Genomic DNA, 24,556 nt, shown 5'->3' with positions numbered 1-24,556 from the left:
GTACTCGACAGGATTCGAACCTGTGACCGCTCGGTTCGTAGCCGAGTACTCTATCCAGCTGAGCTACGAGTGCATTTGTTGCGCCGCATTATAGCCCGTCTAATCTCTATTCCAACCACTTTTTCTATTAATTTCAACAACTTACAGAAAAAGCCAGATTACAACGTACTAAGCAAATAATGGCGGAGAACGGGGGATTCGAACCCCCGACACCCTTGTGAGGTGTACTCCCTTAGCAGGGGAGCGCCTTCGGCCACTCGGCCAGCTCTCCGCAACACGGGGCGTATCTTAACCAACCTTTTCCCCGTTTGCAAACATAAAAATCGATAAAAATTAATGGCTTGGTTCTTCGTCCTTCTCTTTCTTTATACGCAGGTAGATTTCCTCACGGTGCACGGCGACCTCTTTCGGGGCGTTGACGCCGATACGCACTTGATTTCCTTTGACGCCGAGCACGGTCACGGTGATTTCGCCATCACCGATAATCAGGCTTTCTGCGCACCGACGAGTCAGAATCAGCATACCTTTCTCCTCACGCGAATCATTTCAGGGACAACAGTCTGCAAAAAAAAGGCACCCGACCTACAACCGGAGCGATCGTAGCCCTACATGCCTGAGTATTGACCAGCGCGAGCAAAAGAACAGTTCAGGGCTCGCGCCATTCAAAAAATAAAGGGCGCGGTCAGACCGCGCCCTTCATTGACCAGGATTACTCGCCCTGACGGGCCGGAGCGTCCAGTTCGAAAGCCGTGTGCAGGGCGCGCACGGCCAGTTCCAGGTACTTCTCTTCAATCACCACGGAAACCTTGATTTCCGAAGTCGAGATCATCTGGATGTTGATGCTTTCCTTCGCCAGGGACTCGAACATGCGGCTGGCCACACCTGCGTGGGAACGCATGCCGACGCCGACGATCGAGACCTTGGCAATCTTGGTGTCGCCGACGACTTCACGGGCACCGATCTCGCGAGCGGTGTTTTCCAGCACGGTCTGTGCGGCCTGGTAGTCATTGCGGTGCACGGTGAAGGTGAAGTCGGTGGTGTTATCGTGCGCGACGTTCTGCACGATCATGTCGACTTCGATGTTCGCGGCACTGATCGGGCCGAGAATCTTGAACGCCACGCCCGGGGTGTCTGGCACGCCACGGATGGTCAGCTTGGCTTCATCGCGGTTGAAAGCGATGCCGGAAATGATCGGCTGTTCCATGGTTTCCTCTTCATCAATAGTAATGAGGGTGCCCGGACCCTCCTTGAAGCTGTGCAGTACGCGCAGCGGAACGTTGTACTTGCCGGCGAACTCCACCGCGCGGATCTGCAGCACCTTGGAACCGAGGCTGGCCATTTCCAGCATCTCTTCGAAGGTGATCTTGTCCAGACGCTGAGCGACCGATACCACACGCGGGTCAGTGGTGTAGACACCATCGACGTCGGTGTAGATCTGGCATTCGTCAGCCTTCAACGCAGCGGCCAGCGCCACGCCGGTGGTGTCGGAACCACCACGACCCAGGGTCGTGATGTTGCCGTGCTCGTCGACGCCCTGGAAACCGGCAACCACAACCACGCGGCCAGCCTTCAGGTCGCCGCGAATCTTCTGGTCATCAATCTGCAAGATACGCGCTTTATTGTGCGCACTGTCCGTCAGGATCCGCACCTGATTACCGGTGTACGACACCGCTGGCACACCGCGCTTGATCAGCGCCATGGCCAACAGGGCAATCGTCACCTGCTCACCGGTGGAAACGATCACGTCCAGTTCACGCGGAACCGGTTGATCTTCGCCACTGATTTGCTTGGCCAGATCGATCAGACGGTTGGTTTCGCCGCTCATTGCAGACAGCACAACCACCAGGTCATCGCCGGCATCGCGGAATTTCTTAACCTTGTCGGCGACCTGCTCGATTCTCTCGACAGTGCCGACCGAGGTGCCTCCAAATTTCTGTACGATCAAAGCCATTTCAAAGCCGCCTCTGCCCATGAAGGGCGCCCAATAATCACTCAAACAGCCGCCAGGCCCGCCACTAGACTGCGGGCCCGACGGGCCGTCTTATAAACCCTGCTCGACGAATGGAACGGTCAGCGCCAGTGCGCCATCCAGTGCGCCGGCGTCGATACCGCCGCCCTGCGCCATGTCCGGACGACCACCGCCCTTCCCGCCCACTGCCGCAGCAGCCTTTTTCATCAAATCACCGGCTTTGAGTTGGCCAGTCAGGTCCTTGGTCACGCCAGCGACCAGTACGACCTTTTCCTCATGGACACTGCCGAGCAGGATCACTGCGCGACCGAGTTTGTTTTTCAGCTGATCGACCAGCGCCAGCAGCGCCTTGCCGTCCTGACCATCCAGACGCACGGCCAGGACCTTCACGCCCTTGACGTCCACGGCCGAGGCCGACAGATCGTCGCCTGCGGCAGCAGCGGCCTTGGCCTGCAACTGCTCGAGCTGCTTTTCAAGCGCACGGTTGCGCTCCAGCACAGCCGACAGCTTGTCGATCAGGTTGTCGCGGCTGCCCTTGACCAGGCTGGCCGCTTCCTTGAGTTGTTCTTCAGCAGCGTTCAAGTAAGCCAGCGCCGCAGCGCCGGTGACCGCTTCGATACGACGCACACCCGATGCCACACCGCCTTCGCTGATGATTTTCAGCAGGCCGATGTCGCCGGTACGGTTGGCGTGGATACCGCCGCACAGCTCGACGGAGAAATCACCGCCCATGCTCAGCACGCGCACGTTGTCGCCGTACTTCTCGCCGAACAGCGCCATCGCGCCTTTCTGCTTGGCGGTTTCGATGTCGGTTTCTTCGGTTTCAACAGCGGAGTTCTTGCGGATCTCGGCGTTGACGATGTCTTCCAGCGCTTTGATTTGCTCAGGCTTGATCGCTTCAAAGTGGCTGAAGTCGAAGCGCAGGCGCTGGCTATCAACCAACGAACCTTTCTGTTGAACATGCTCACCCAGCACCTGACGCAATGCAGCGTGCAGCAAGTGGGTGGCCGAATGGTTCAACGAAGTCGCATGACGCACCTCGGCATCCACGTGGGTTTCCACTGGTGCGCCGATGAGCAGGCTGCCGGACGCCAGCACGCCGTGGTGCAGGAACGCGCCGCCGGTCTTGGTGGTGTCGCGCACGTCGAAACGGCTGTTGCCGGCCTGCAGATAACCGCAGTCGCCCACCTGGCCGCCGGATTCAGCGTAGAACGGCGTCTGATTCAGAACGATCACCGCCTCTTCGCCTTCATTCAAGACGTCGACCGACTGGCCATCTTTATAGATAGCGACAATTTTCGCCGAACCGCTGGTGTCGGTGTAACCGGTGAACTCGGTGGCCACATCGACCTTGACCAGCGTGTTGTAGTCCAGACCGAACGAACTGGCCGAACGTGCACGAACACGCTGGGCTTCCATCTCGCGTTCGAAACCGACTTCGTCGATGGTCAGGCTGCGCTCGCGAGCGATGTCCGCGGTCAGGTCCATCGGGAAACCGTAGGTGTCGTAGAGTTTGAACACCACGTCACCCGGCACCACAGTGCCTTTGAGCTCCAGCAGATCCTGCTCGAGGATCTTCAAGCCGTGATCCAGAGTCTTGGAGAACTGCTCTTCTTCAGCCTTGAGCACGCGCTCGATGTTGGATTGCTGCTTCTTCAGTTCCGGGAACGCTTCACCCATTTCGGCGACCAGCGCTGCAACGATCTTGTAGAAGAAGCTGCCGGTGGCGCCCAGCTTGTTACCGTGACGGCAGGCACGACGGATGATCCGGCGCAGCACGTAGCCACGGCCTTCGTTGGACGGCAGCACGCCGTCGGCGATCAGGAAACCGCACGAACGGATGTGGTCCGAAACAACCTTGAGCGACGACTGATCGCCATTTTCGCAGCCGATTGCTTCGGCCGATGCGCTCAGCAGGTTCTTGAACAGGTCGATTTCGTAGTTGGAATTGACGTGCTGCATCACCGCACTGATCCGCTCCAGGCCCATGCCGGTATCCACCGACGGCGCTGGCAACGGATGCAACACGCCGTCGGCGGTGCGGTTGAACTGCATGAACACGTTGTTCCAGATCTCGATGTAGCGGTCACCGTCTTCTTCCGGCGAGCCCGGAGGGCCGCCCCAGATGTGGTCGCCGTGATCGTAGAAAATCTCGGTGCATGGGCCGCACGGGCCGGTATCGCCCATGGTCCAGAAGTTGTCGGACGCGTAAGGCGCGCCTTTGTTGTCGCCGATGCGGATCATGCGCTCGACCGGCACACCGACTTGTTGGGTCCAGATGTCATACGCTTCGTCGTCGGAGGCGTAGACGGTGACCCAGAGCTTTTCCTTCGGCAGTTTCAGGACACCGGTCAGGAACGTCCAGGCGAAAGTAATCGCGTCGTGCTTGAAATAGTCACCGAAGCTGAAGTTACCCAGCATTTCGAAGAAGGTGTGGTGACGGGCGGTATAACCGACGTTTTCCAGGTCGCTGTTCTTGCCACCGGCACGCACGCATTTCTGGCTGCTGGTCGCACGGGTGTACGCGCGCTTTTCCTGGCCCAGGAAGCAGTCCTTGAACTGGTTCATCCCCGCGTTGGTGAACAGCAGGGTTGGGTCGTTGCCCGGAATCAAAGAGCTGGAGGCTACACGGGTGTGGCCTTGCTCTTCGAAGAAGCGAAGGAAGGCTTCACGGATTTCTGCGCTTTTCATTAGGTTCTTCCACGGAGGCTGCGGCCAAAGGCCTGTACGAAACGTCAACAGACGAAACGACGGCAAAGGGCCGCATTATATCGGCCCTGCGCGCGGGGTACAGCGTGTTTATACGATAGAAACGGTCAATTGAGGGGCTAACGCTGTCACTTGCGCGAAAACTCGACGAATGTCGCGATCACTTGCTCGATTTGCGAACGATTGACGTCCATGTGCGTGACCATCCGCAGACGGGCGGCAGCGCTCAATTTGATCCCGCGCTCGGCGGCAAACGCCTTGATCGCCTCGGCACGGTCGCCCATCTGCACGTAAACCATGTTGGTCTGCACCGGCTCGACGGTGAAACCGGCCGCACGCAGGCCTTCGGCCAGAAATTGCGCGTTGGCATGATCATCCGCCAGACGCTCGACGTGATGATCCAGCGCATATAACCCCGCCGCCGCCAGCAAGCCCGCCTGACGCATGCCGCCGCCGACCATCTTGCGCAGGCGCCGCGCCTTGCCGATCAACTCGACCGAACCGCACAGCACCGAGCCGACCGGTGCGCCGAGGCCTTTGGACAGGCACACCGACACCGAATCGAAGTGTTGCGTGATTTCCCGGGCATCGACCCCTAGCTTGACCGCCGCGTTGTACAGCCGCGCGCCGTCCAGATGCAGGGCCAGTCCGTTGTCCTGAGTGAACTGGCGAGCCCGGGCCAGATACTCCAGCGGCAGCACTTTGCCTTGCATGGTGTTTTCCAGCGCCAGCAGACGGGTGCGGGCGAAGTGGAAGTCGTCAGGTTTGATCGCCGCCGCCACCTGATCCAGGTCCAGCGAGCCATCGGCCTGCACTTCCAGCGGCTGCGGCTGGATCGAACCGAGTACCGCTGCGCCACCGCCCTCGTACTTGTAGGTGTGCGCCTGCTGACCAACGATGTACTCGTCACCGCGTTCGCAATGCGCCATCAAGCCCAGCAAGTTGCTCATGGTGCCCGTCGGGACGAACAGCGCCGCAGCAAAACCCAGCCGTTTTGCCAGTTCGGCTTCCAGACGATTGACCGTCGGATCTTCGCCATACACATCGTCACCGGTGGCCGCAGCGGTCATCGCGTCGAGCATGGCGGGAGTCGGTTGGGTGACGGTGTCGCTGCGAAGATCGATAACGCTCATGAACCTGGCCTCTAGTCAGCAGGGGAAATCCCTTTTCGTAGAGGAATTACTGCGGGCATGACGCGGATTAATCAACCCTCGCGCAAGGAAAAGTCGTTTCCACGCTTCGAAAAATCCGATGGCAATCATCACAAAGGCGCAATGCACAGCCCGCCGATCTGTGTTAAAAACGCTGCGCCGCCCGATAAAGGGCGGCGAAACGTTCTCAGGGCGGGGTGCAATTCCCCACCGGCGGTAATTGCGCGCAATGCGCATAGCCCGCGAGCGCTTGGTGTCAGGCACGGCAAAAGCCGTGAGCGGCGGCAAGGTCAGCAGACCCGGTGTGATTCCGGGGCCGACGGTCATAGTCCGGATGAAGAGAGAACGGGATTGACGCCAAAGGGCCGTCCGCCGTGTTCGCGCGAGCGTGCGTACCCTTGAATCCCTTTCGATTCATAACGCCCTGTTTTTCACACAAACAGGAGTCAGAACATGCAACCCACCGCTATCGACAGCAAAAGCAAACACACTCACGGCGAGCGCGTCGCGTTCATCCAGGCCTGCTGGCACAAGGAAATCGTCGACCAGAGCCGTAAAGGCTTCCTCGCCGAAATGATCGCCCAGGGCTATCAGGAATCGGACATCGATTTCTTCGAAGTCGGCGGCGCCTTTGAAATGCCTCTGCACGCCAAGCTGCTGGCCAAGACCGGTCGTTATGCCGGTATCGTTGCCGCCGCCCTGGTGGTGGACGGCGGGATCTACCGTCACGAGTTCGTCGCCCAGTCGGTGGTCAGCGGCCTGATGCAGGTTCAGCTGGAAACTGAAGTGCCGGTGTTCTCGGTGTCCCTCACCCCGCACCACTTCCATGCCGGCGAAGAACACCACAAGTTCTTTTTCGAGCATTTCGTGCACAAGGGTCAGGAAGCGGCGAAGACTTGCGCGGATACGCTGCAGAAAGTGCGTGCGTTGCGCCGCACCGAGCCGCGTGCTGTAGCGGTCTAAGCATCATAAAAACTGTGGGAGCGAGCTTGCTCGCGAAAGCGGACTGACAGTCAACATCAGTGTTGAATATCAGATCGCATTCGCGAGCAAGCTCGCTCCCACATCGGTGATACGGTGCTATCAGGCGAGATTTTCGTCAGTGGTCGGCACGATCAGAATGCCTGCCCGCAGGCCGTTCTTGACCTTGGGATTGGGGAAGATGATCCGCGCGCCCTGCTCTTCGATGATCCAGCGGGTATTGGCCAGGTCTTCGGCCAGCACATAACCCACATCCAGTTCCGAAAAGTTTTCGATGTCCGCCGGCAGGTTCAGGCGGAACGCATCGCTGTGCTTGATGATTTCCCGGGCCACGCTGAACAGTTGCAGACCGTCCAGCCCCTGCTCGGCCATCTCCGGCTCGGTACCTTCGATGATCTGCTTCAGACGGGTTTCCAGCAGCGACACATTGACCCCGGCGTTCTGCCCGAACGGCCGCGCCTTGCCCAGTTCCAGGGTGAAGGACTCGGCACCGAGCTTGTCGTAGGTGTAGGAACTGAACACGATCGACGGCTTGTTCTGCAACAGCACCGCCTCCATGCCGGCCGCACGCAGACGGGACAGTTCAAGACGGGAATGCTGGCGACCTTCCTTCCACGGATACAGGGCGAACTGCTCGATCTTCGAACCGCGAATCGCCGTGTGCAAGTCGTAGTGCAGACGCTGACGATCCGGCACGCTGAAGAAGCTCGCCGCCAGGCGTTCCAGCTCGCAGGCGCGCAGGGCTTCGGAGCCACTGCTTTGTTCATGACGGCCGTTGAACAGCCGATTGACGTCCTGCTCGATGAAACGCTCGCCCTTGCGAATCGCTTCCGGGTTGCCGAACAGGAACAGAATGCGTGCGCGCGGCTTCAAGTCGCCGCGGGCGATGTCATGCAGCAACCGGTCGAGCAATTCGATCGGCGCCGTTTCGTTGCCATGGATGCCTGCCGACAGCAGTAGATCCAGGCCATTGTCGCGTGCTTCGGGTGGCCGGACTTCCAGCGCACCCTCGCTCAACCAGCGCATGCGCACGCCTTCGACAGTCAGTTGAGTCTTCTCCGCCGGTTCGCGGCCGGCGAGGGTCAGTTCAAGCAGTTTGCCGAGGGCGAGCATAGAGCGGTTTCCTTAGTGGTCGTGGTTGCAATCCGGGCCGTGCACGTGACCGTCATCGTCGCCGAGGTCAGCCGGTTCCATCTCCAGTTGCAGACTTACCAGATTAGTCGCCAATGGGCGCAACAGCAGGTTGGCGTATTCAGCATCGCCTTCTTCGACGTCCACGCCGATCAACAGTTGGCCGCGGCCGTCCTGCTGTATCCACAGCTCTTTGCCTTGCCACATGACCGCGACGCGGGTGCAGGAAGTTTCCAGTTGCTTGCCGTCGGTGTCTTCAAGGATCAGCCGCAGGGAATCGCTCATGTCTTTTTTACGCTCTGTTGGGGTGACAAGCCGCGCGCCGCGTTCAGGCGGCGCGCCGGCCATCAATTGATCTGGAATGGATAAACCGCGCCCAGTTTAAGGATTTGCGTCAGTTCATCCAGTGCCGTCCGGCATTCAAGCAGCAATTGCGGGTCCGCCAGATCGCTTTCGCTCAGGCGGTCGCGGTAGTGCTTTTCAACCCATGCGGTCAACGAACCGTACAACGGGGCGGTCATGATAACCCCTGGGTTGACGGCCGCCAGCTCGGTTTCGTTGAGCGCGACGCGCAGTCGCAGGCACGCCGGGCCACCGCCGTTCTGCATGCTTTGCTTGAGGTCGAAAACCTTCACTTCACGGATCAGGCCGCCGGAGCTGGTCAGGCCTTGCAGGTAGTTCCACACGCGCTCGTTGCCACGGCACTCTTCCGGCACGATCAGCAGCATCGAACCGTCAGGGCGCGACAGCAATTGGCTGTTGAACAGGTAAGAACGCACCGCGTCGTCCACGGTGACCGCCGAGCGTGGCACGCAGACCGACTGGAACTTGCCGCCGACCTTGGCCAGCTTGGTTTGCAACTCGGCCAGCATCTGCTCGGTGTCGAGGAACGCGTCCTCGTGATAGAACAGCACCTCGCCGTTGCCTACCGCGATCACGTCGTTGTGGAACACGCCCTGATCGATCACGGCCGGATTCTGCTGCGCGTAGACCACGCCTTCGTCGCGCAAGCCGTGCAGACGGGCAACGGCTTGCGAGGCTTCGAGGGTCTGGCGCGCCGGGTACTTTTGCGGCGCCGGGTAACGGGTGTCGAACGCACTGCGACCGAACACGAAGAACTCGACGCCCGCCTCGCCGTACTCACGGCAGAAACGTGTGTGGTTGGCCGCGCCTTCGTCACCGAACTGCGCCACCGCCGGCAATGCGGCGTGGTGAGCAAAGTGTTGCTGGTCAGCGAACATCGCACCGAGCACGCGGCTGGTGGTCGGGTGCTCGATGCTGCGGTGATATTTGCAATTGAGGTTGGCGGCGGTGAAATGCACGCGACCGTCAGCGGTGTCGGCACTCGGGCTGACCGTGGCGGCGTTGGCCACCCACATGCTCGACGCCGAGCAGCTGGCGACCAGCAGCGGCATCGCGTCTTTCGCGGCGCGCTCGATGACCTGGGCGTCGGTGCCGCTGAAACCCAGACGGCGCAAAGCAGCCACGTCCGGACGCTCCTGCGGTGCGAGAACGCCCTGCTGAAAGCCCATTTCCATCAGCGCTTTCATTTTCGCCAGGCCTTGCAGCGCCGCTTCCTTCGGATTCGAGGACTGCTGGCTGTTGCTCTGGGACGCAACGTTGCCGTAGGACAGACCACCGTAGTTATGGGTCGGCCCCACTAGACCGTCAAAATTGACTTCAAAGGATTTCATCAGCGAGGCTCCACGAGAATCTGTTTTTATAGGCATCAAATAACAATCGAGTGCAATCGAGGCGCGACGCGCCTCACGCCATCTTCACGCCAGGCGTCAGGGCCGCCGGCATCACCAGGCTCGGGGTTTCCAGCGAGGCCACCGGGTACGCGCAGTAATCCGCCGCGTAGTAGGCACTGGCGCGGTGGTTGCCCGAAGCGCCGACACCGCCGAACGGCGCGCTGCTCGCAGCCCCCGTCAGCTGTTTGTTCCAGTTGACGATACCGGCACGGCTTTCCAGCCAGAACTGCTGGTAGCGCTCTTCGGAATCCGACAGCAGGCCAGCGGCCAGGCCGAAAGCAGTGTCGTTGGCTTCGGCGATCGCTGCCGCGAAATCGGCGTAGCGGATCACTTGCAGCAACGGGCCGAACAGTTCTTCGTCGGAGCGATCGGCAACCGCCGTCACATCAACGATGCCCGGGGTCAGCAGCGCCGACTGCGCCTGTGGCTGAGTCATTGCCAGCAGCGACACTGCGCCATTGGCCAGCAGATGTGCCTGGGCATCCATCAACGCTTTCGCCGCGCCGAGGGAAACCACCGAGCCCATGAACGGCGCCGGCTGCTGATCAAACGCGCCGACTTCGATGGTCGAGCTGACGTCCACCAGACGCTTGAGCAGACTGTCGCCCCACGCGCCTTGCGGCACCAGCAGACGACGGGCGCAGGTGCAACGCTGACCGGCGGAAATGAACGCCGATTGAATGATCGTGTACACCGCCGCATCGAGGTCAGCGACCTGATCGACCACCAGCGGGTTGTTGCCGCCCATTTCCAGCGCGAGGATCTTGTCCGGACGACCGGCGAACTGCTGGTGCAGGTGATTGCCGGTACGACTCGAACCGGTGAAGAACAGACCGTCGATGCCCGGATTCGCCGCCAGAGCGATCCCGGTTTCACGGGCGCCTTGCAGCAGGTTCAGCACGCCGGCCGGCAGACCGGCTTCGATCCAGCACTTGACCGTCAGCTCGGCGACTTTCGGCGTCAGCTCGCTTGGCTTGAACAGCACGCTGTTACCGGCCAGCAGCGCCGGCACGATGTGGCCGTTCGGCAAATGCCCAGGGAAGTTGTAAGGGCCGAACACCGCTACCACGCCGTGGGGCTTGTGGCGCAACACGGCGGTGGCGTCGCCCAATGGGCCGCTCTTCTCGCCAGTACGTTCGCGGTAGCTTTGCACCGAGATCGCGATCTTGTTGACCATGCTGGTGACTTCGGTCGCAGCTTCCCACAGCGGTTTGCCGGTTTCCTCACCGATGGTGCGGGCCAGTTCGTCGGCGTGGTTTTTCAGCGCGGCGGCGAAAGCCTCGAGCACGCTGATGCGATCTTCCAGGGTACGACGGGCCCAGCCCGGGAACGCCTGACGCGCAGCCTGCACGGCCGACTCGACCTGAGCGGCGGTGGCCCCCTCCCCCGACCACAGCACTTGCTGGGTCACCGGGTTCAGCGATTGAAAGGCCTCGCCCTGACCGGCCAGCCACTCACCTGCGATGTATAGCGAATTCATTATTTCGACTCCCGAGCAGCGGACAACGCCACGGCGCGAACCTGATCGCCAGCGTTGAGTTGAAGACGTTTGGCGGTCAGCGGATCGACCACCAGCGTGCCGGCGGCCAGACGGGCCGGCGCAGCCGTGATGCGGCAGTCTTCGCGTTTGCGGTTATGGATGATGAACGGCGTGGCGTCTTCGCCCGGCGTGCCGATGGCCAGCACCAGCGCCTCGCTGTCACGCACTGCGCGGATCTTGCTGGTCTCGCACTCGATGGCCGGGCCGGCATCGAAGATGTCGACATAGCCCTGATAGCTGAAACCTTCGCTCTTGAGCATCGCCAGCGCCGGCTCGGTGTCCGGGTGCACCTGGCCGATGACGTTGCGCGCGTCCGGCGACAGGAAGCAGGTGTACAGCGGGAATTTCGGCATCAGTTCGGCGATGAACGCCTTGTTGCCGACGCCGGTCAGGTAATCGGCCTGGCTGAATTCCATTTTGAAGAAGTGACGGCCCAGGCTTTCCCAGAACGGCGAACGGCCGGCTTCATCCGACACACCGCGCATCTCGGCAATGATCTTGTTGCCGAACAGCTGCGGGAATTCGGCGATGAACAGCATCCGCGCCTTGGACAGCATGCGACCGTTGAGGCCGGTGCGGTAGTCGGCGTGCAGGAACAGCGAGCACAGTTCGGAGTTGCCGGTCAGGTCGTTGGCCAGGAACAGCGTCGGGATCTCGCGATAGATGTTCAGCTCCTGCGAGGCGCTGACGGTCAGGCCGACACGGAAGTTGTACCAAGGCTCACGCAGACCGACGGCGCCGGCGATGGCGGAAATCCCCACCACGCGACCGTTGTCGTCTTCGAGCACGAACAGGTAGTCCGCGTCGCCACGGCCGGCTTCACCGCGAAAGGTCTTCTCGGCCCAGCCGACCCGGTGGGTCAGGCGCTCTTCGTTGGCCGGCAACGTGGTCAGGCCGGTGCCGGTGCTGCGGGCCAGGTCGATCAGAGCGGACAAATCGCTGCTGCGTACGGGACGAACAATCATGCTATCTCCTCAAACGGGCCGCCGTGGCCACCCGTGAAACTCGCTAAGGCGTTAAACCGCCACCAGGCGCACGCTGGCACCTTCACCGACGCCCAGGGCTTCGGCCGCTTCCAGATCCAGGGTCACCGGTTTGCCCGGCGCGTAATCCAGCTCCAGCAATACCGCGCGGTAATCCTGCAACTGGGCATTGGCTACCAGATACTGGCGCCCGGCACCTTTGACCGGCTCACCGATCTTCACCGGCACCACACGGCTCTGGGCGATCGAACGTATCCCCGAGACGCGTGCATGCAGGGTCGGGCCGCCGTCGAAAATGTCGATGTAGTGATCGGTCTCGAAGCCTTCGCGCATCAGGATGTCGAAGGTGATCTGCGCACGCGGGTGAACCTGGCCCATCGCTTCCTGAGCGGAGTCCGGCAGCAGCGGCACGTAGATCGGGTAATGCGGCATCAGTTCGGCGAGGAACGTGCGGCTTTTCAGGCCACACAGACGCTCGGCCTCGGCGTAGTTCAAGTCGAAGAAGTTGCGACCGATGGCGTCCCAGAACGGCGAGTCGCCGTTCTCGTCGCTGTAACCGACGATCTCGGTCACCACCGAATCGGCGAACCGCTCCGGGTGGCTGGCGACGAACAGCAGACGGCCACGGGAGTTGAGTTCCGAGAACGGCGAACCCACCAGCTCGCGCTGCACGTAGAAACTGGTCAGCAGACTGTTGCCGGTCAGGTCGTGGCATTGCGAGAGCACGTGGATCTTGTTGTGGATCTTCAGCTCGCGGGAAGCGTGCACGAAGGTCTCGTTGCGAAAGCTGTAGAACGGCTCGGAATAACCGGCCGAAGCGACGATCGCCGAGCAGCCCACCAGTTTGCCGGTGGCGGTGTCTTCAAGGACGAAGAAGTAACTTTCTTCACCGTTGAAGCTCACTTCGGCAGCAAACGAGGCTTCGCTCGCGGCGATCTTGTCGCTCAGGCGTTCAACGTCATCCGGCAAGGAAGTGACACCAATCGGGCTGTCCGCAGCCAGACGCTGTACCTCGCCCAGATCAGCCATTTGCGCGGGGCGCATCACCAGCATGGTGTCACTCCTTTCTCTACTTCAGGTCGGCGAAAGCGCCGACTCGGGAAAAAAATGCCGGGCAGGCCCGGCACAGGAAAATTGTCCCGGCGTCTGCCGATAACGACAGGCGCCGGGCGGTCTTGCATGAATCAGGCTTGGGTCAGTTTCGCTGCAGCACGTTCGAAGCGATCCAGACCGGCGTCGATATCCGCGTCTTCAACCACCAGGCTCGGGGCGAAACGGATCACGTCCGGACCCGCCTGCAGAATCATCAGGCCTTCTTTTTCAGCGGCGTTGAAGATGTCCTTGGCCTTGCCTTTCCAGGCATCGCTCAGCACGCAACCGATCAGCAGACCGAGGCCACGCACCTGGGTGAACAGGCCGTACTTCTCGCCGATCTGTTGCAGGCGGGTCTTGAACTTGTCGTGCTTGGCGTTGACGCCGTTCAGCACCTCAGGGGTGTTGATCACGTCGATCACCGCTTCGGCCACGGCGCACGCCAGCGGGTTGCCGCCATAAGTGGTGCCGTGAGTGCCGACGACCAGGTGCTTGGCCAGCGCTTCGGTGGTCAGCATCGCCGCGATCGGGAAACCGCCGCCCAGGCTCTTGGCGCTGGTCAGAATGTCCGGAACCACACCGTAATGCTGGTAGGCGAACAGGTTGCCGGTGCGGCCCATGCCGGTCTGCACTTCGTCGAACACCAGCAGCGCGTTGTTCGCGTCGCACAGTTCACGGGCGCCTTGCAGGTAAGCCAGCTCGGCCGGCAGTACGCCGCCCTCGCCCTGGATCGGTTCCAGAACGACCGCGCAGGTCTTGTCCGAAACAGCGGCTTTCAGTGCCGCCAGATCGTTGTACGGCACGTGGGTGATGCCGGTGATTTTCGGGCCGAAACCGTCGGAGTACTTCGACTGGCCACCGACGTTCACGGTGAACAGAGTACGGCCGTGGAAGCTGTTGAGCGCAGCGATGATTTCGTACTTCTCGGTGCCAAAACGATCGAACGCAACGCGACGGGCCAGCTTGAAAGCAGCCTCGTTGGCTTCAGCGCCGGAGTTGCAGAAGAACACGCGCTCGGCAAAGGTGGCGTCGATCAGCTTGTGCGCCAGGCGCAGGGCCGGTTCGTTGGTGAACACGTTGGACACGTGCCACAGCTTATTGGCTTGCTCGGTCAAGGCACCGACCAGCGCCGGATGCGCATGGCCCAATACGTTGACGGCGATGCCGCCGGCGAAGTCGATCAGCTCGCGGCCGGCCTGGTCCCAGACGCGGGAACCGGCGCCACGCACCGGAATGAAAGCGGCAGGCGCGTAGTTGGGAACCATAACCTGGTCGAAATCGGCGCGTTGTACCGCAGCGTGCTCAACGGACATCGGAGTCTCCTGATGAGGGCCACCCGCCTGAAACTGGCGAGCGATGGGGGGATTGTAAGGACAGTTTTCAGCCCGGCCTTGCCGCCAAGCGACAACTTCTTATAGCGCAAACCCCGGATTTTCCCGGGTTTACGGCAATGCGACATATAGCGTCGCAAAGGCGCAGTTTAAACTGCCGCCGGCCATTGCAGCACTCCTGCGAGCTTATCAATTACGAAGGCGCTTGCTGTCATACATATGTACCACCGGACACGGGATGCATTTTGCTCTGCTTGAGCTCCTTATCGACGCTCAAGGACGCCAACGATGTCTTCCACCACCGGGCAATCGCTCAACCCCGCTTCTCACTATGAACCGCTGGCCGAAGCGATCCCCGAATGGCTGGGCAAGGCCTCACCCGCCCGGCGCTCTGCATTGAAGAACAGCCGTCGCCCCCTCACCGACTCGCTCAAGTCAGCCCCGCGACCGCAGCACGACGCCCTCAGAAACGCCATCACCCAGCACATGACGGCACAAAATGCTGTCGATCAAATGCTCGACCGCGTGCAAAACGCCAGTACCTTCGCCGAGCCTCTGCTGACCGAGGCGCTGAAGTCGCGCTTCGACCTGGATCTGAATGTCAGGGAAACCTTTTTGCAGTTGTATATCCCCGTCACAGCGGCTGGCATGACCACCGGCACCCGGACGTGGACGGTGTCTCTGCTGGAGGCGGCGCTGCATAACTTCGAGGTTGGCGAAACAGAAGCCGGGGCGTATGCCAGCGGCTCCTCGTTCATCACCCGCCCGTCGGCGACGGGGCAATTCGAAACGCTGGCGCCGCTCAATGCGAAACCCGGTATCCAGGCCTTTACCCGCCTGTGCCGGGAGCTGGATATCGGCGCCCGCTACAAAATCTATCTCGAGGAAAACCTCGCGATCTCCAATCCGGTGGCGGCTGCTGTGCTGAGACACAAAGTCAACGCGGCGCAAAAAACCGCACTGCGAGTCGCACTGAAGATGGCCCGGATGAAGGGCGATATCAGTGAAGCGAATCTGCTGTCGATTGAAAGCCTGCTGGATGGCGCAACCACCGTATTGATGAACGGCCAGCCAATGCGGTGCCACGACCTGACGATGATGTCGGTCGCCCTGACCGGGATCGTGATATTTGCGCCAGACCTCGAACGCACGAAAACCGCAGTCAGCGTGGTGGCTTACTTACCGGATGACCCGGAGCATCCGATCAAGGAGTACCGCTCCACCGCAGACCTTGCAAAAGAACTGATCCGGCAATTGCGCGGGACCGACTATCAGCGATTCTTCAGCCGCTTTTTCGCTCACGAGCAGCGTGGACAATTTTTCGACCAGCTCAAGCAACGCCTGAGCGAAGTGAAATGGCACCCGCCCCAGGTCGGCAGTCAATTGCCGTCCTGGCGCGAGACGCCCATCGAAAAGCCTGACCTGCAACTCGCTGTCACGCCCATCGTCGGCGATCTTTGGGAACATCTTTATCAGGGCAAGCTGAACAAGATCCTCAACGATGGGGCGGTGATTGCAGTTCCAACCGCAATGGTCGATCGCAATGCACGCTGGAGGCGCTGGGATTCATTTGTCAGTGTCGCGGCGTCGATCCTGGAAATCGCCGCGTTCGTCGTTTTGCCGTTCGTACCGTTTCTGGGCGAAATGATGATGGCGTACATCGCTTACCAACTGCTCGATGAGGTCTTTGAATCGGTCATCGACTGGACTGAAGCTCAAACGACCGAAGCCTGCGAACATTTCTTCGCAGCACTCGAATCGCTAATCCAGCTCGGCGCTTTCGGGATCGGTACCAGTATCACCATGGCCGAATTGCCCAAGGTGTTGCCGGCCGAGGTGGTGGCGTTCATGGATCGCTTCCAGCCGGTGAAACTGCGCAACGGCAAAACCCTGTACTGGAAGCCGGATCTGCAAAGCTACGCCCGTGACATCGTGCCTGCGGCTGGCTCCACACCCGACGCGCAAGGCTTGCACTGGCATCAGGGTAAAAAACTGCTCCCGCTGGAGCAGGCGCACTTCGTCGTCAACGATCACGAGACACCCGGCAAGTTGCGGATCGAACACCCGGCGCGCACCGATGCCTATGAACCGATCGTGCGGCATAACGGCGAAGGGGCGTTTCATACCGAACTGGAAAACCCGCTGCAGTGGGACAGCGCTACCGTGCTGCGACGTATCGGCCCGCGCATGGAGCCGTTCACACCGGCCCGGCGCGAGCGAATACTTCAAGTCAGCGGCTACACCGAAGGCGGCCTGCGCAAGATGCACGTGAATCAGGAGCGCGTGCCACCGTTGCTGGCCGACACCATCGAGCGCTTCAGGATCGATCAGGATCTGCAGACGTTCATCGAGCAACTGACCAGCGACGATCCAGCGATTTATCGCAAGGCCGATCCGTTGATCCAGCTTCAATTGCTCAACGAGCAGGGCTTGTGGCCGGACACCAAACGGCTGCGCCTGATCAATGCCTTGGGCGAAACGGTCTGGCAGTCCTCCGACAATGCGCAGCTCCCCCTGACAGACATTCACGCCGACCGGCTTATCGACAGCGACCTGCTCAAGACTTTGCTGCAAACCCTCGGCGAAGCCGAAGTCCACGCCCTGCTCAATGAAGAGTTCGGGCAGAAAATCGCCCTCGAGGTACGCAGTCGTCAACTCAGGATCCGGCTCGCGCAGATCGCAGAACAGCAGCGCCCTGCCCTGTTCGAACAACGCTATCAGTCACTCCAGCATCACGATGCCCCGCTGGTGAAACAAGTGGCACGGCACGTACCTCAACTGCCCGTCAGGATCACCGAAGAACTCGTTCTCACCGCTACCGGCACCGAGCTGCTGCAACTGGGCGAAGGCGCGTTTGCAGAGCGTCAGCAGCGACTCTCTGAAAACGCCCTGCACGAATTGCGGATCACCCGTGCCTATGAAGGACTGGAAATCGATTCGGTGCACAACCCGGATTCCGAAACCCTGGCACTGCACAGTCTGCCGCTGCTACCGGGTTGGTCAGACGCGGTGAGTCTCGAAGTCCGAAACCAGTCGTTTGCAGGGAACAGGCTCGACACCACCGGTCCTGTGGGTGCGGCCATCGAGAAAGTTCTGGTGCGCCGGGCCGATGGCACCTGGCAACCGTTCGACCAGGCCGGACTGGAACTGCACGGCCCGACGGATTTCTACACCAGCGTGCTGCAAGCCTTGCCCGATGCCCAGCGCCAGGCATTGAATCTGCAAATCGGTGAAAGCCAAAAACTCCGCCAGCTCATTCGCGACAATCCCCTGCCCCGCGCCAACCTGCGTCTGACATCGATGGACGCATCTGTGCCGGCATCTGGCGTCGATACCTTGCGTCTGCTGGGTACAGACGGTTACGCACGTAATGTGTCGGCCGACGAGGCACCCCCAACCCTGGAAACGCGGGTGCGCGATGTTTTTCCCGGCATCACCCAGGACGGTCAACGGGCAATGGTGCAACACCTGCAAAGCCATCTGGAGAATCCGATTGCCGAGCTGTCGCGTCTTCGACTCGAATATTCGAACCTTGAAAACAGCCTTGATCAATGGCGGTTCAGGGAAGTGCGGATCGATCCAGCAACCGGTCTGCCACTTTCCCTGGCACGACGAGCAGCGGCGGCTCGCGATCGACAGGTTTTTGCCCGAACCCTGCTCAGTTGCTGGCGCCGGGAAACCCCGGAACGCTTTGGCTACCGCATGCGTTTTATCGAACCGCTGCTGGGCGATCTGCCGGTGCTGACGGCTGACTTCAGCCATGTCATCAGCCTGGAATTGAGCGGCAGCGGAACATCCGCAGGCATCGAGACTTTCATAGGTCGCTTCCCTCGATTGGCCCGTCTCGACCTGCAGAACTTTGACCTGCACAACCTGCCGCAAGGCATCTCGGTCATGCCCGCTCTGCGCCAATTGCGGCTGCGTAAATGTGGAATCACCCTGACCCCGGAAAACCAGGCGCTGCTGACATCACTCAACGAACTGGTGGAGCTGGATCTGAAGGACAACCCGCTGGGACCGAGCTTCGACGTGACCTTCATGCCTTCGCTGACCTACCTCAACCTGTCGCGCACCGGAATTGCCGAAGTGCCCGTCAGCTTGATCGATCACCCGCAGATCAGGAGCGCCTGGCTGACCGACAACCAGATCACCACGCTGCCCGCAGCGCTGTTCGAGTTCTCACCCACTGCCGGAGCCGGATACGATTTTTCCGGCAACCCGCTCTCCGCCGCCGCGCGCGAGCGTGTGAAAACCTATTTCACTCGTACGGGCGTCAATTTCGGCGTTCGCGCCGAACAGGCCGATATCGTCCGTACCCGAGCACTGTTTCCGGACGTCGACGAAGGCCAGGCCAGCGGCCTGATTTATCGCTTGCCCGGCTCACTGGTTCAGGGCCGCTTGCAATTGACGGCGTGGGAAACCGAGATAACTACGCTGAGCAATGATCTGACTCGCTGGGCCCGAGACATTCCAGACCGCGACCCGGACAGCGGCGCAACACTGGAGGCCAACGAGCGCTTCACCGAGCAAGACGCACGCGAGACTTTCGCCGGCAAATTGCAACAGCTTTGGCGTCACCGCTCGAGAATCCACCCGCACGCAAGGGCCGATATCTTCACTGCCGAGGCCACGTTCATCGGCGACCTGCCGGAAATGAGCGCTGACTTCAACCACATCACCGCGCTGACCCTCAACGGCAACAAAGGCCTGCGCGGCAACGCGCCATTCCTCAGAAGCTTCCCCCGACTCAAGCGCTTGTTTTTACGCAATGGCGAGCTTGATCAATTGACCCAAACCCTCACCGGACTGCCAATGCTGGAAGTACTGGTATTGGACAACTGCGGGGTGAGATTCAACGCCGAGTCGCTGACGGCGCTTGCTGCCATGTCGAAACTCGAGTCACTGGAACTGCCACGCAATCTGCTGGATCAGGTGCCCGACCTGCAAACCCTGAACACGCTGTCCTACCTTGACCTGTCGCGTACGGGCCTGCTGGAAATCCCGCCCGGTCTGATCGATCACCCAACCCTCAAGACCGCGATCCTCAGTGAAAACCAGATCACCGAATTGCCCGAGGCTCTTTTTGAGCTATCGGCCCAGGCCGGTGATGGCTACGACCTGTCGAACAACCCGCTGACCCTCGCCACTCGAGAAAGGATCAAACAGTACTGCCGTGAAACCGGCCAGGATTTCGCCGTCCTCGCCGACGCGGCCGATATCGAAACCACCCAGCAGCTGTTTCCCGACCTCGACGTGCAGGACGCCAGCGATGTGTTCTACAGTTTGCCGGGCTCACTGGAGAATAGCCGAAGCCAACTGCGGCACTGGCAGGCAGAAATCCGTCAACTGAACGCCGACCTTGCGCAATGGGCTGCGGCAGGGCCGAGCATTCACCCGACCACGGGGCAGTTACTCAATCCACGGCAGATCTTCGTGATGCAGGCGAACAGACGACTGTTCGCTCAGCGGATCGAAGAACTGTGGCGCTTCCGGGTTACCGAGAAACCCACAGAACGAGGCAATGTGCTGATCACGGATCTGCCCTTTGTCGGCGAGTTGCCCGTGTTGTCGGCAGACTTCAGTCATATCGCCGAACTGACCCTCGACGGCAACCCTACCCTGAGCGGTGCCGATGCCTTCCTTTCATCCTTTACCGGCGTGCGTCATCTGGAACTGCACGAGTTCAAACTGGAGCACCTGCCAGAGGCTTGCGAGCGCATGCCTTCGCTGGAACGGCTGGTGCTGGAGTATTGCGAGCTGGTCATGACGGATGAAACCCAGGCTCGCCTGTCATCGCTGACCCGATTACAGTTCCTCAACCTGAGCCACAACCCGTTGGGCGCTACACCGGAGTTGAAGGGATTGCCGGCGTTGACCCATGTGCGCCTGATCGACACCGGAATCACCCACCTGCCGGAAGGCCTGGTCGAACACCCGACACTGATCATGGCCAACTTCGATCACAACCGGATCAGCGAACTGCCCGACAGCCTGTTCGACCTTCCCGTGCTTTCGCCCAACCAATTCATCCTTGGCGAAAACCCGTTGTCCCCCGCCACGCGCGAACGTATCAAGGCAAGCTACCAGCGCAACCGGCAAAACTTCGGGGTATCGATGCCGCAGGCTGATATCGAGCGCGTGCTCGCGCTGTTTCCCGCGCTGGATACCGATCAAGCCAGTCGATTGTTGTATCTGCTGCCGGGGACGATTGATCACGGCCGCCTTCGAATCGGTCAGTGGGAAACGGAATGGCAACAGCTGGAGGCGACGCTTAACCGCTGGGTCGAGGAGACGCCCGATCAACATCCGTCAACTGGCGCACTGCTCACAGCCGAGGACAACGTCGTTGAGCGCTCCGGCCGCGATCAGTATCGCCGGGATCTGCAAGCGTTCTGGCGCGCCCGCTCAACAGCCCAACCCGAGGTGCGACCGGACAGGCTGGTTCTCAATCTCCCCTTCATCGGCGAACTTCCGCCACTGAGCGCAGACTTCAGCCATGTCACTACGCTGTCGATCACCGGCAATGCCCAACTGCGTGCCGGCGACGGATTCTTCGGCGCTTTCACAGGGCTGAAAACCCTGGAACTGCGCGACCTGGGCTTGCAACAAATGCCGGATTCATTCCGGCGCATGCCTGCCCTGGAAAGTCTCGTACTGAGCAACTGCGCGGTGGTGCTGGATACCAAAGGTCGCGCCACTCTTGCTTCGTTGACGCGCTTGAAGAAACTCGATCTGTACAACAATCCGCTGGGGTTGGCTCCGGACATCCGTTCCCTGCCGGCACTGGATTTTCTCGATCTGGCCGGTACCGCGATTGCCGAGGTACCCATCGGGATGATCAATCATCCGGAGCTGGAAATCGTCATCCTCAACAACAATCGCATCAGTGAGATTCCAGACGAAGTTTTCAACTTGCCGGCGGAAATCGGCAATGGCTACGACTTCGGCAACAACCCCCTGACCCCTGCGACTCGTGAACGGGTCAAAGACTACTTCAGGCGCACCGGCGGTGATCTCGGTGTACTTGCCGATGAGGCGGATCGCGCACGGGTGCAAACGCTGTACCCCGCGATGGACAACGATCAGGCCAGCACCTTCTTCTATCGCCTGAGCGGAACGTTGGCCGACGGTCGCCAGGAAGTGGCACGTCGGGAAACGGCGCTGAGTGATCTCACCCGCAGCCTCGCCCATTGGAGCGACGACATTCCGGCGAATCCGCTCAACGGCCAGCCACTGTCGGAAACCGCACGATTGCGACAGGAGCAACTGCGCTCACAGTTCGCCGAAGCGCTGCTGACCTGCTGGCGCAAGATCCCGATCGAGGATTCAAGTCTCGACAGTTACGGGTTCAGCCATACCGTGAGTTTCATCGGCGAACTGCCAACACTGGGCGCCCCATTCCCCTACGTGCCGGACCTGTTTCTGGTGGGTGACGGCCACTCATCACGCCTCGGTCGCTTCCTCGAAGCCTTTCCCGGCCTCGACAGCCTGGCCATTCGCGAATGCAATCTGGGCGATATTCCCAAGGATATTTTCACCATGAACCGACTGACGGCGCTGAGCCTGCCGGACTGCGAGATCAGCCTGACGCCCGAGTCAGTCGCGGCACTGGCGGGGATGGACAACCTCGAAGTGCTCAATCTGCGCGACAACCCACTGGGGCTGACGCCGGACGTCAGCAACCTGCACACCCTGACCGATCTGGATTTGAGCGATACCGGGATCACCGAGATACCAAAAGGGACCCTGGAAAACCTGCACTGGAACGAGCTTGACCTGTCCGGCAATGCGATCACTGACATACCGGAAGAAATTATGGATGTGCCCGCGACAGTCGGTGACCGCTATGACCTGCACAACAATCCACTGTCACCCCAAAGCCTGGCCCGGGTTCGGGCTTACTACCTGGAAACGGGTAACAACCTGAACGTTGCCGGCATCGACGGTACGCCGAGACTGCCGGAAATGAGGCCTGATCTGGAAATCGAAGACTGACCGAGACAGCGCCATGGCAGCCAAAGCCATGGCGTCGCTGGCAGCGGATCAACCGCGCTCTGGCGGCACCGACGACAGTTCGAACGGACTGCTGCTGCGCCGCTGGTTGCGGTCTTCCCGTGGCGTAGCGCCGAAGAAGTTGCGATAGGCGCTGGAGAAATGCGGCCCCGAGGAGAAACCGCAGGACAGGCCGATCTGAATGATCGACTTGCTGGTCTGCATCAACATCTGCCGGGCCTTGTTCAGGCGCAGTTCCAGGTAGTACTGGCTCGGCACGCGGTTGAGGTATTGCTTGAAGATCCGCTCCAGCTGGCGACGGGACACGCACACGTGCTGGGCGATTTCATCGGTAGTCAGCGGCTCTTCGATGTTGGCTTCCATCAGCAGCACCGCCTGGGTGAGCTTTGGATGGCTGGAGCCGAGACGGTTCTGCAATGGAATGCGCTGACGCTCGCCACCTTCACGGATGCGCTCGACCACCAGTTCTTCGGAAACCGCGCCGGCCAGTTCAGCACCGTGATCACGGGCCAGCACCGCCAGCAACAAATCGAGTACCGACATGCCGCCGCACGCTGTCAGGCGATCGCGATCCCAATCGAACAGATGGCTGGTGGCGATGACTTTCGGGAAGCGTTCGGCGAAATCGTCCTGCCAACGCCAGTGCACAGCAGCGCGATAACCGTCGAGCAGGCCGAGTTGCGCCAACGGATACACACCGGCCGACAGACCGCCGATCACACAACCGGCGCGCACCAGTTGTTTCAGCGCGCTGCTGAGTGCCGGCGCCAGTGTGGTCGGCGGCTCATCGGCGAGCAGGAACAGTTTCTGGAAGTTTTCGAGCTTGCCGGCCCAGGGTTCGCCGGGCAGTTGCCATTCGCCTTCAAGCGGTGGCTCGGCTTGCAGGAACGACAATTCGTAAACCACGTCCGGATGCACACGCTGGGCAACACGCAAGGCCTCCTCTGCCAGCGCCAAAGTCAGAGCTTTAGTGCTGGGCCAAATCAGGAAACCAATTCGATGGGCAGTCATGGCGGGCGATCCGAAACGTAAACAGAGGGAAAAACCGAAATCGGCTGCAACCAAATTAGACCATCTGGCGCGCTGCGCAGCATGACCTAATTTGGTGCATAACGGGAGCGATTACTTGAGGCTGCCCGAGAGGAATTGTTGCAAACGTTCCGACTGCGGATTGACCAGCACTTCACGCGGGTTGCCGCTTTCTTCCACGACGCCTTTGTGCAGGAACACCAACTGGTTCGACACTTCACGGGCGAAGCCCATTTCGTGGGTCACCACCACCATGGTCCGGCCTTCCTGAGCGAGGGCCTGCATGACTTTCAGCACGTCGCCGACCAGTTCCGGGTCGAGGGCCGAAGTCGGTTCGTCGAACAACATCACTTCCGGTTCCATCGCCAGCGCACGGGCAATTGCCACACGCTGCTGCTCGCCACCGGACATGTGCCCCGGGAACGCGTCTTTACGATGGGCCACGCCGACCTTGTTCAGGTAGTGCTCGGCTTTCTCGCGGGCTTCGGCCTTGGACACGCCCAGCACGTGAACGGGCGCTTCCATGATGTTTTCCAGCGCGGTCATGTGCGACCACAGGTTGAAGTGCTGGAACACCATCGACAGGCGCGAACGCATGCGTTGCAGCTGTTTCGGATCAGCGGCTTTCAGCGCGCCGTCCTTGTTCGCCACCAGCTTCAACTCTTCATTGTTGAGCAGGATCTTGCCCGCGTGCGGCTGCTCGAGCAGGTTGATGCAGCGCAGGAAAGTACTTTTGCCGGAGCCACTGGAGCCGATGATGCTGATCACATCGCCGGCGGCCGCTTTCAGGGAAACGCCCTTGAGCACTTCGTGACTGCCATAGCGTTTATGCAGGTCTTGGACTTCAAGTTTGTACATGCGGTCGGTTCTCAC

At 60.6% G+C, this 24,556-nt stretch carries 15 protein-coding genes, 2 tRNA genes and 1 riboswitch; of the genes, 2 read left to right on the top strand and 15 right to left on the bottom strand.

What is annotated here, in order from left to right:
- The 6 genes from AC07N4_RS23525 to ltaE all read right to left on the bottom strand — a co-directional run bounded on the left by AC07N4_RS23525 (position 1) and on the right by ltaE (position 5,811).
- Positions 1–73: transfer RNA gene (locus AC07N4_RS23525), tRNA-Arg, on the bottom strand.
- A 107-nt stretch (positions 74–180) separates the two neighbouring features.
- A tRNA-Ser gene (locus AC07N4_RS23520) sits at positions 181–271 on the bottom strand.
- Between the two features lie 62 nt (positions 272–333).
- Positions 334–522, bottom strand: a complete 189-nt coding sequence (gene csrA, locus AC07N4_RS23515; protein WP_002554426.1) for a carbon storage regulator CsrA — start codon at positions 520–522, stop codon at positions 334–336.
- 187 nt (positions 523–709) lie between these two features.
- On the bottom strand, positions 710–1,951 hold the full coding sequence (locus tag AC07N4_RS23510; RefSeq protein WP_096818090.1) for an aspartate kinase: 1,242 nt from the start codon (positions 1,949–1,951) through the stop codon (positions 710–712).
- 90 nt (positions 1,952–2,041) lie between these two features.
- Positions 2,042–4,660, bottom strand: a complete 2,619-nt coding sequence (gene alaS, locus AC07N4_RS23505) for an alanine--tRNA ligase (RefSeq protein WP_493065962.1) — start codon at positions 4,658–4,660, stop codon at positions 2,042–2,044.
- Positions 4,661–4,806: 146 nt separating this feature from the next.
- Positions 4,807–5,811 (bottom strand): low-specificity L-threonine aldolase, encoded by a 1,005-nt coding sequence (gene ltaE, locus AC07N4_RS23500; protein WP_102621025.1) that lies wholly within the window; start codon positions 5,809–5,811, stop codon positions 4,807–4,809.
- A 197-nt stretch (positions 5,812–6,008) separates the two neighbouring features.
- Positions 6,009–6,180: riboswitch (FMN riboswitch) on the top strand.
- Positions 6,181–6,282: 102 nt separating this feature from the next.
- Here ltaE and AC07N4_RS23495 point away from each other — a divergent pair.
- Positions 6,283–6,792, top strand: coding sequence for a 6,7-dimethyl-8-ribityllumazine synthase (locus AC07N4_RS23495; RefSeq protein WP_457383046.1), 510 nt, complete (start codon positions 6,283–6,285; stop codon positions 6,790–6,792).
- 120 nt (positions 6,793–6,912) lie between these two features.
- On the opposite strand, the gene astE is transcribed toward AC07N4_RS23495, so the two are convergent.
- From astE to AC07N4_RS23460, 7 genes are all read right to left on the bottom strand, one after another.
- Positions 6,913–7,923, bottom strand: a complete 1,011-nt coding sequence (astE, locus tag AC07N4_RS23490; protein ID WP_493065963.1) for a succinylglutamate desuccinylase — start codon at positions 7,921–7,923, stop codon at positions 6,913–6,915.
- A gap of 12 nt (positions 7,924–7,935) precedes the next feature.
- Entirely contained in the window at positions 7,936–8,226 is a 291-nt protein-coding gene (locus tag AC07N4_RS23485; RefSeq protein WP_192558776.1) for a topoisomerase II, read from the bottom strand.
- 62 nt (positions 8,227–8,288) lie between these two features.
- Positions 8,289–9,635: an N-succinylarginine dihydrolase gene (gene astB, locus AC07N4_RS23480; RefSeq protein WP_192558777.1), complete on the bottom strand. Its 1,347-nt coding sequence runs from the start codon at positions 9,633–9,635 to the stop codon at positions 8,289–8,291.
- 73 nt (positions 9,636–9,708) lie between these two features.
- Positions 9,709–11,178, bottom strand: coding sequence for a succinylglutamate-semialdehyde dehydrogenase (gene astD, locus AC07N4_RS23475; RefSeq protein WP_176504809.1), 1,470 nt, complete (start codon positions 11,176–11,178; stop codon positions 9,709–9,711).
- Positions 11,175–12,200, bottom strand: a complete 1,026-nt coding sequence (gene astA, locus AC07N4_RS23470) for an arginine N-succinyltransferase (protein ID WP_096818101.1) — start codon at positions 12,198–12,200, stop codon at positions 11,175–11,177. Before astA ends, astD begins: the two co-directional genes overlap by 4 nt.
- Positions 12,201–12,251: 51 nt before the next feature.
- Positions 12,252–13,271, bottom strand: coding sequence for an arginine/ornithine succinyltransferase subunit alpha (gene aruF / locus AC07N4_RS23465; protein ID WP_096818103.1), 1,020 nt, complete (start codon positions 13,269–13,271; stop codon positions 12,252–12,254).
- A 131-nt stretch (positions 13,272–13,402) separates the two neighbouring features.
- Positions 13,403–14,623: an aspartate aminotransferase family protein gene (locus tag AC07N4_RS23460; RefSeq protein ID WP_096818105.1), complete on the bottom strand. Its 1,221-nt coding sequence runs from the start codon at positions 14,621–14,623 to the stop codon at positions 13,403–13,405.
- 306 nt (positions 14,624–14,929) lie between these two features.
- Between AC07N4_RS23460 and AC07N4_RS23455 the strand changes: the two genes are divergently transcribed.
- Positions 14,930–22,636 (top strand): dermonecrotic toxin domain-containing protein, encoded by a 7,707-nt coding sequence (locus AC07N4_RS23455; RefSeq protein WP_493065964.1) that lies wholly within the window; start codon positions 14,930–14,932, stop codon positions 22,634–22,636.
- Between the two features lie 48 nt (positions 22,637–22,684).
- Here the strand turns inward: AC07N4_RS23455 and argR are convergent, their stop codons facing one another.
- Both argR and AC07N4_RS23445 read right to left on the bottom strand, forming a co-directional pair.
- The gene (gene argR, locus AC07N4_RS23450) at positions 22,685–23,665 is read right to left on the bottom strand and encodes a transcriptional regulator ArgR (protein WP_273540237.1); all 981 of its coding nucleotides are present in this window, start codon (positions 23,663–23,665) and stop codon (positions 22,685–22,687) included.
- A 111-nt stretch (positions 23,666–23,776) separates the two neighbouring features.
- Positions 23,777–24,541, bottom strand: coding sequence for an ABC transporter ATP-binding protein (locus AC07N4_RS23445; RefSeq protein ID WP_003227281.1), 765 nt, complete (start codon positions 24,539–24,541; stop codon positions 23,777–23,779).
- Between the last annotated feature and the right edge of the window lie 15 nt (positions 24,542–24,556).

Source organism: Pseudomonas sp. GW821-FHT09E04 (assembly GCF_059416185.1).
This window is presented reverse-complemented; position numbering and strand designations above follow the sequence as displayed.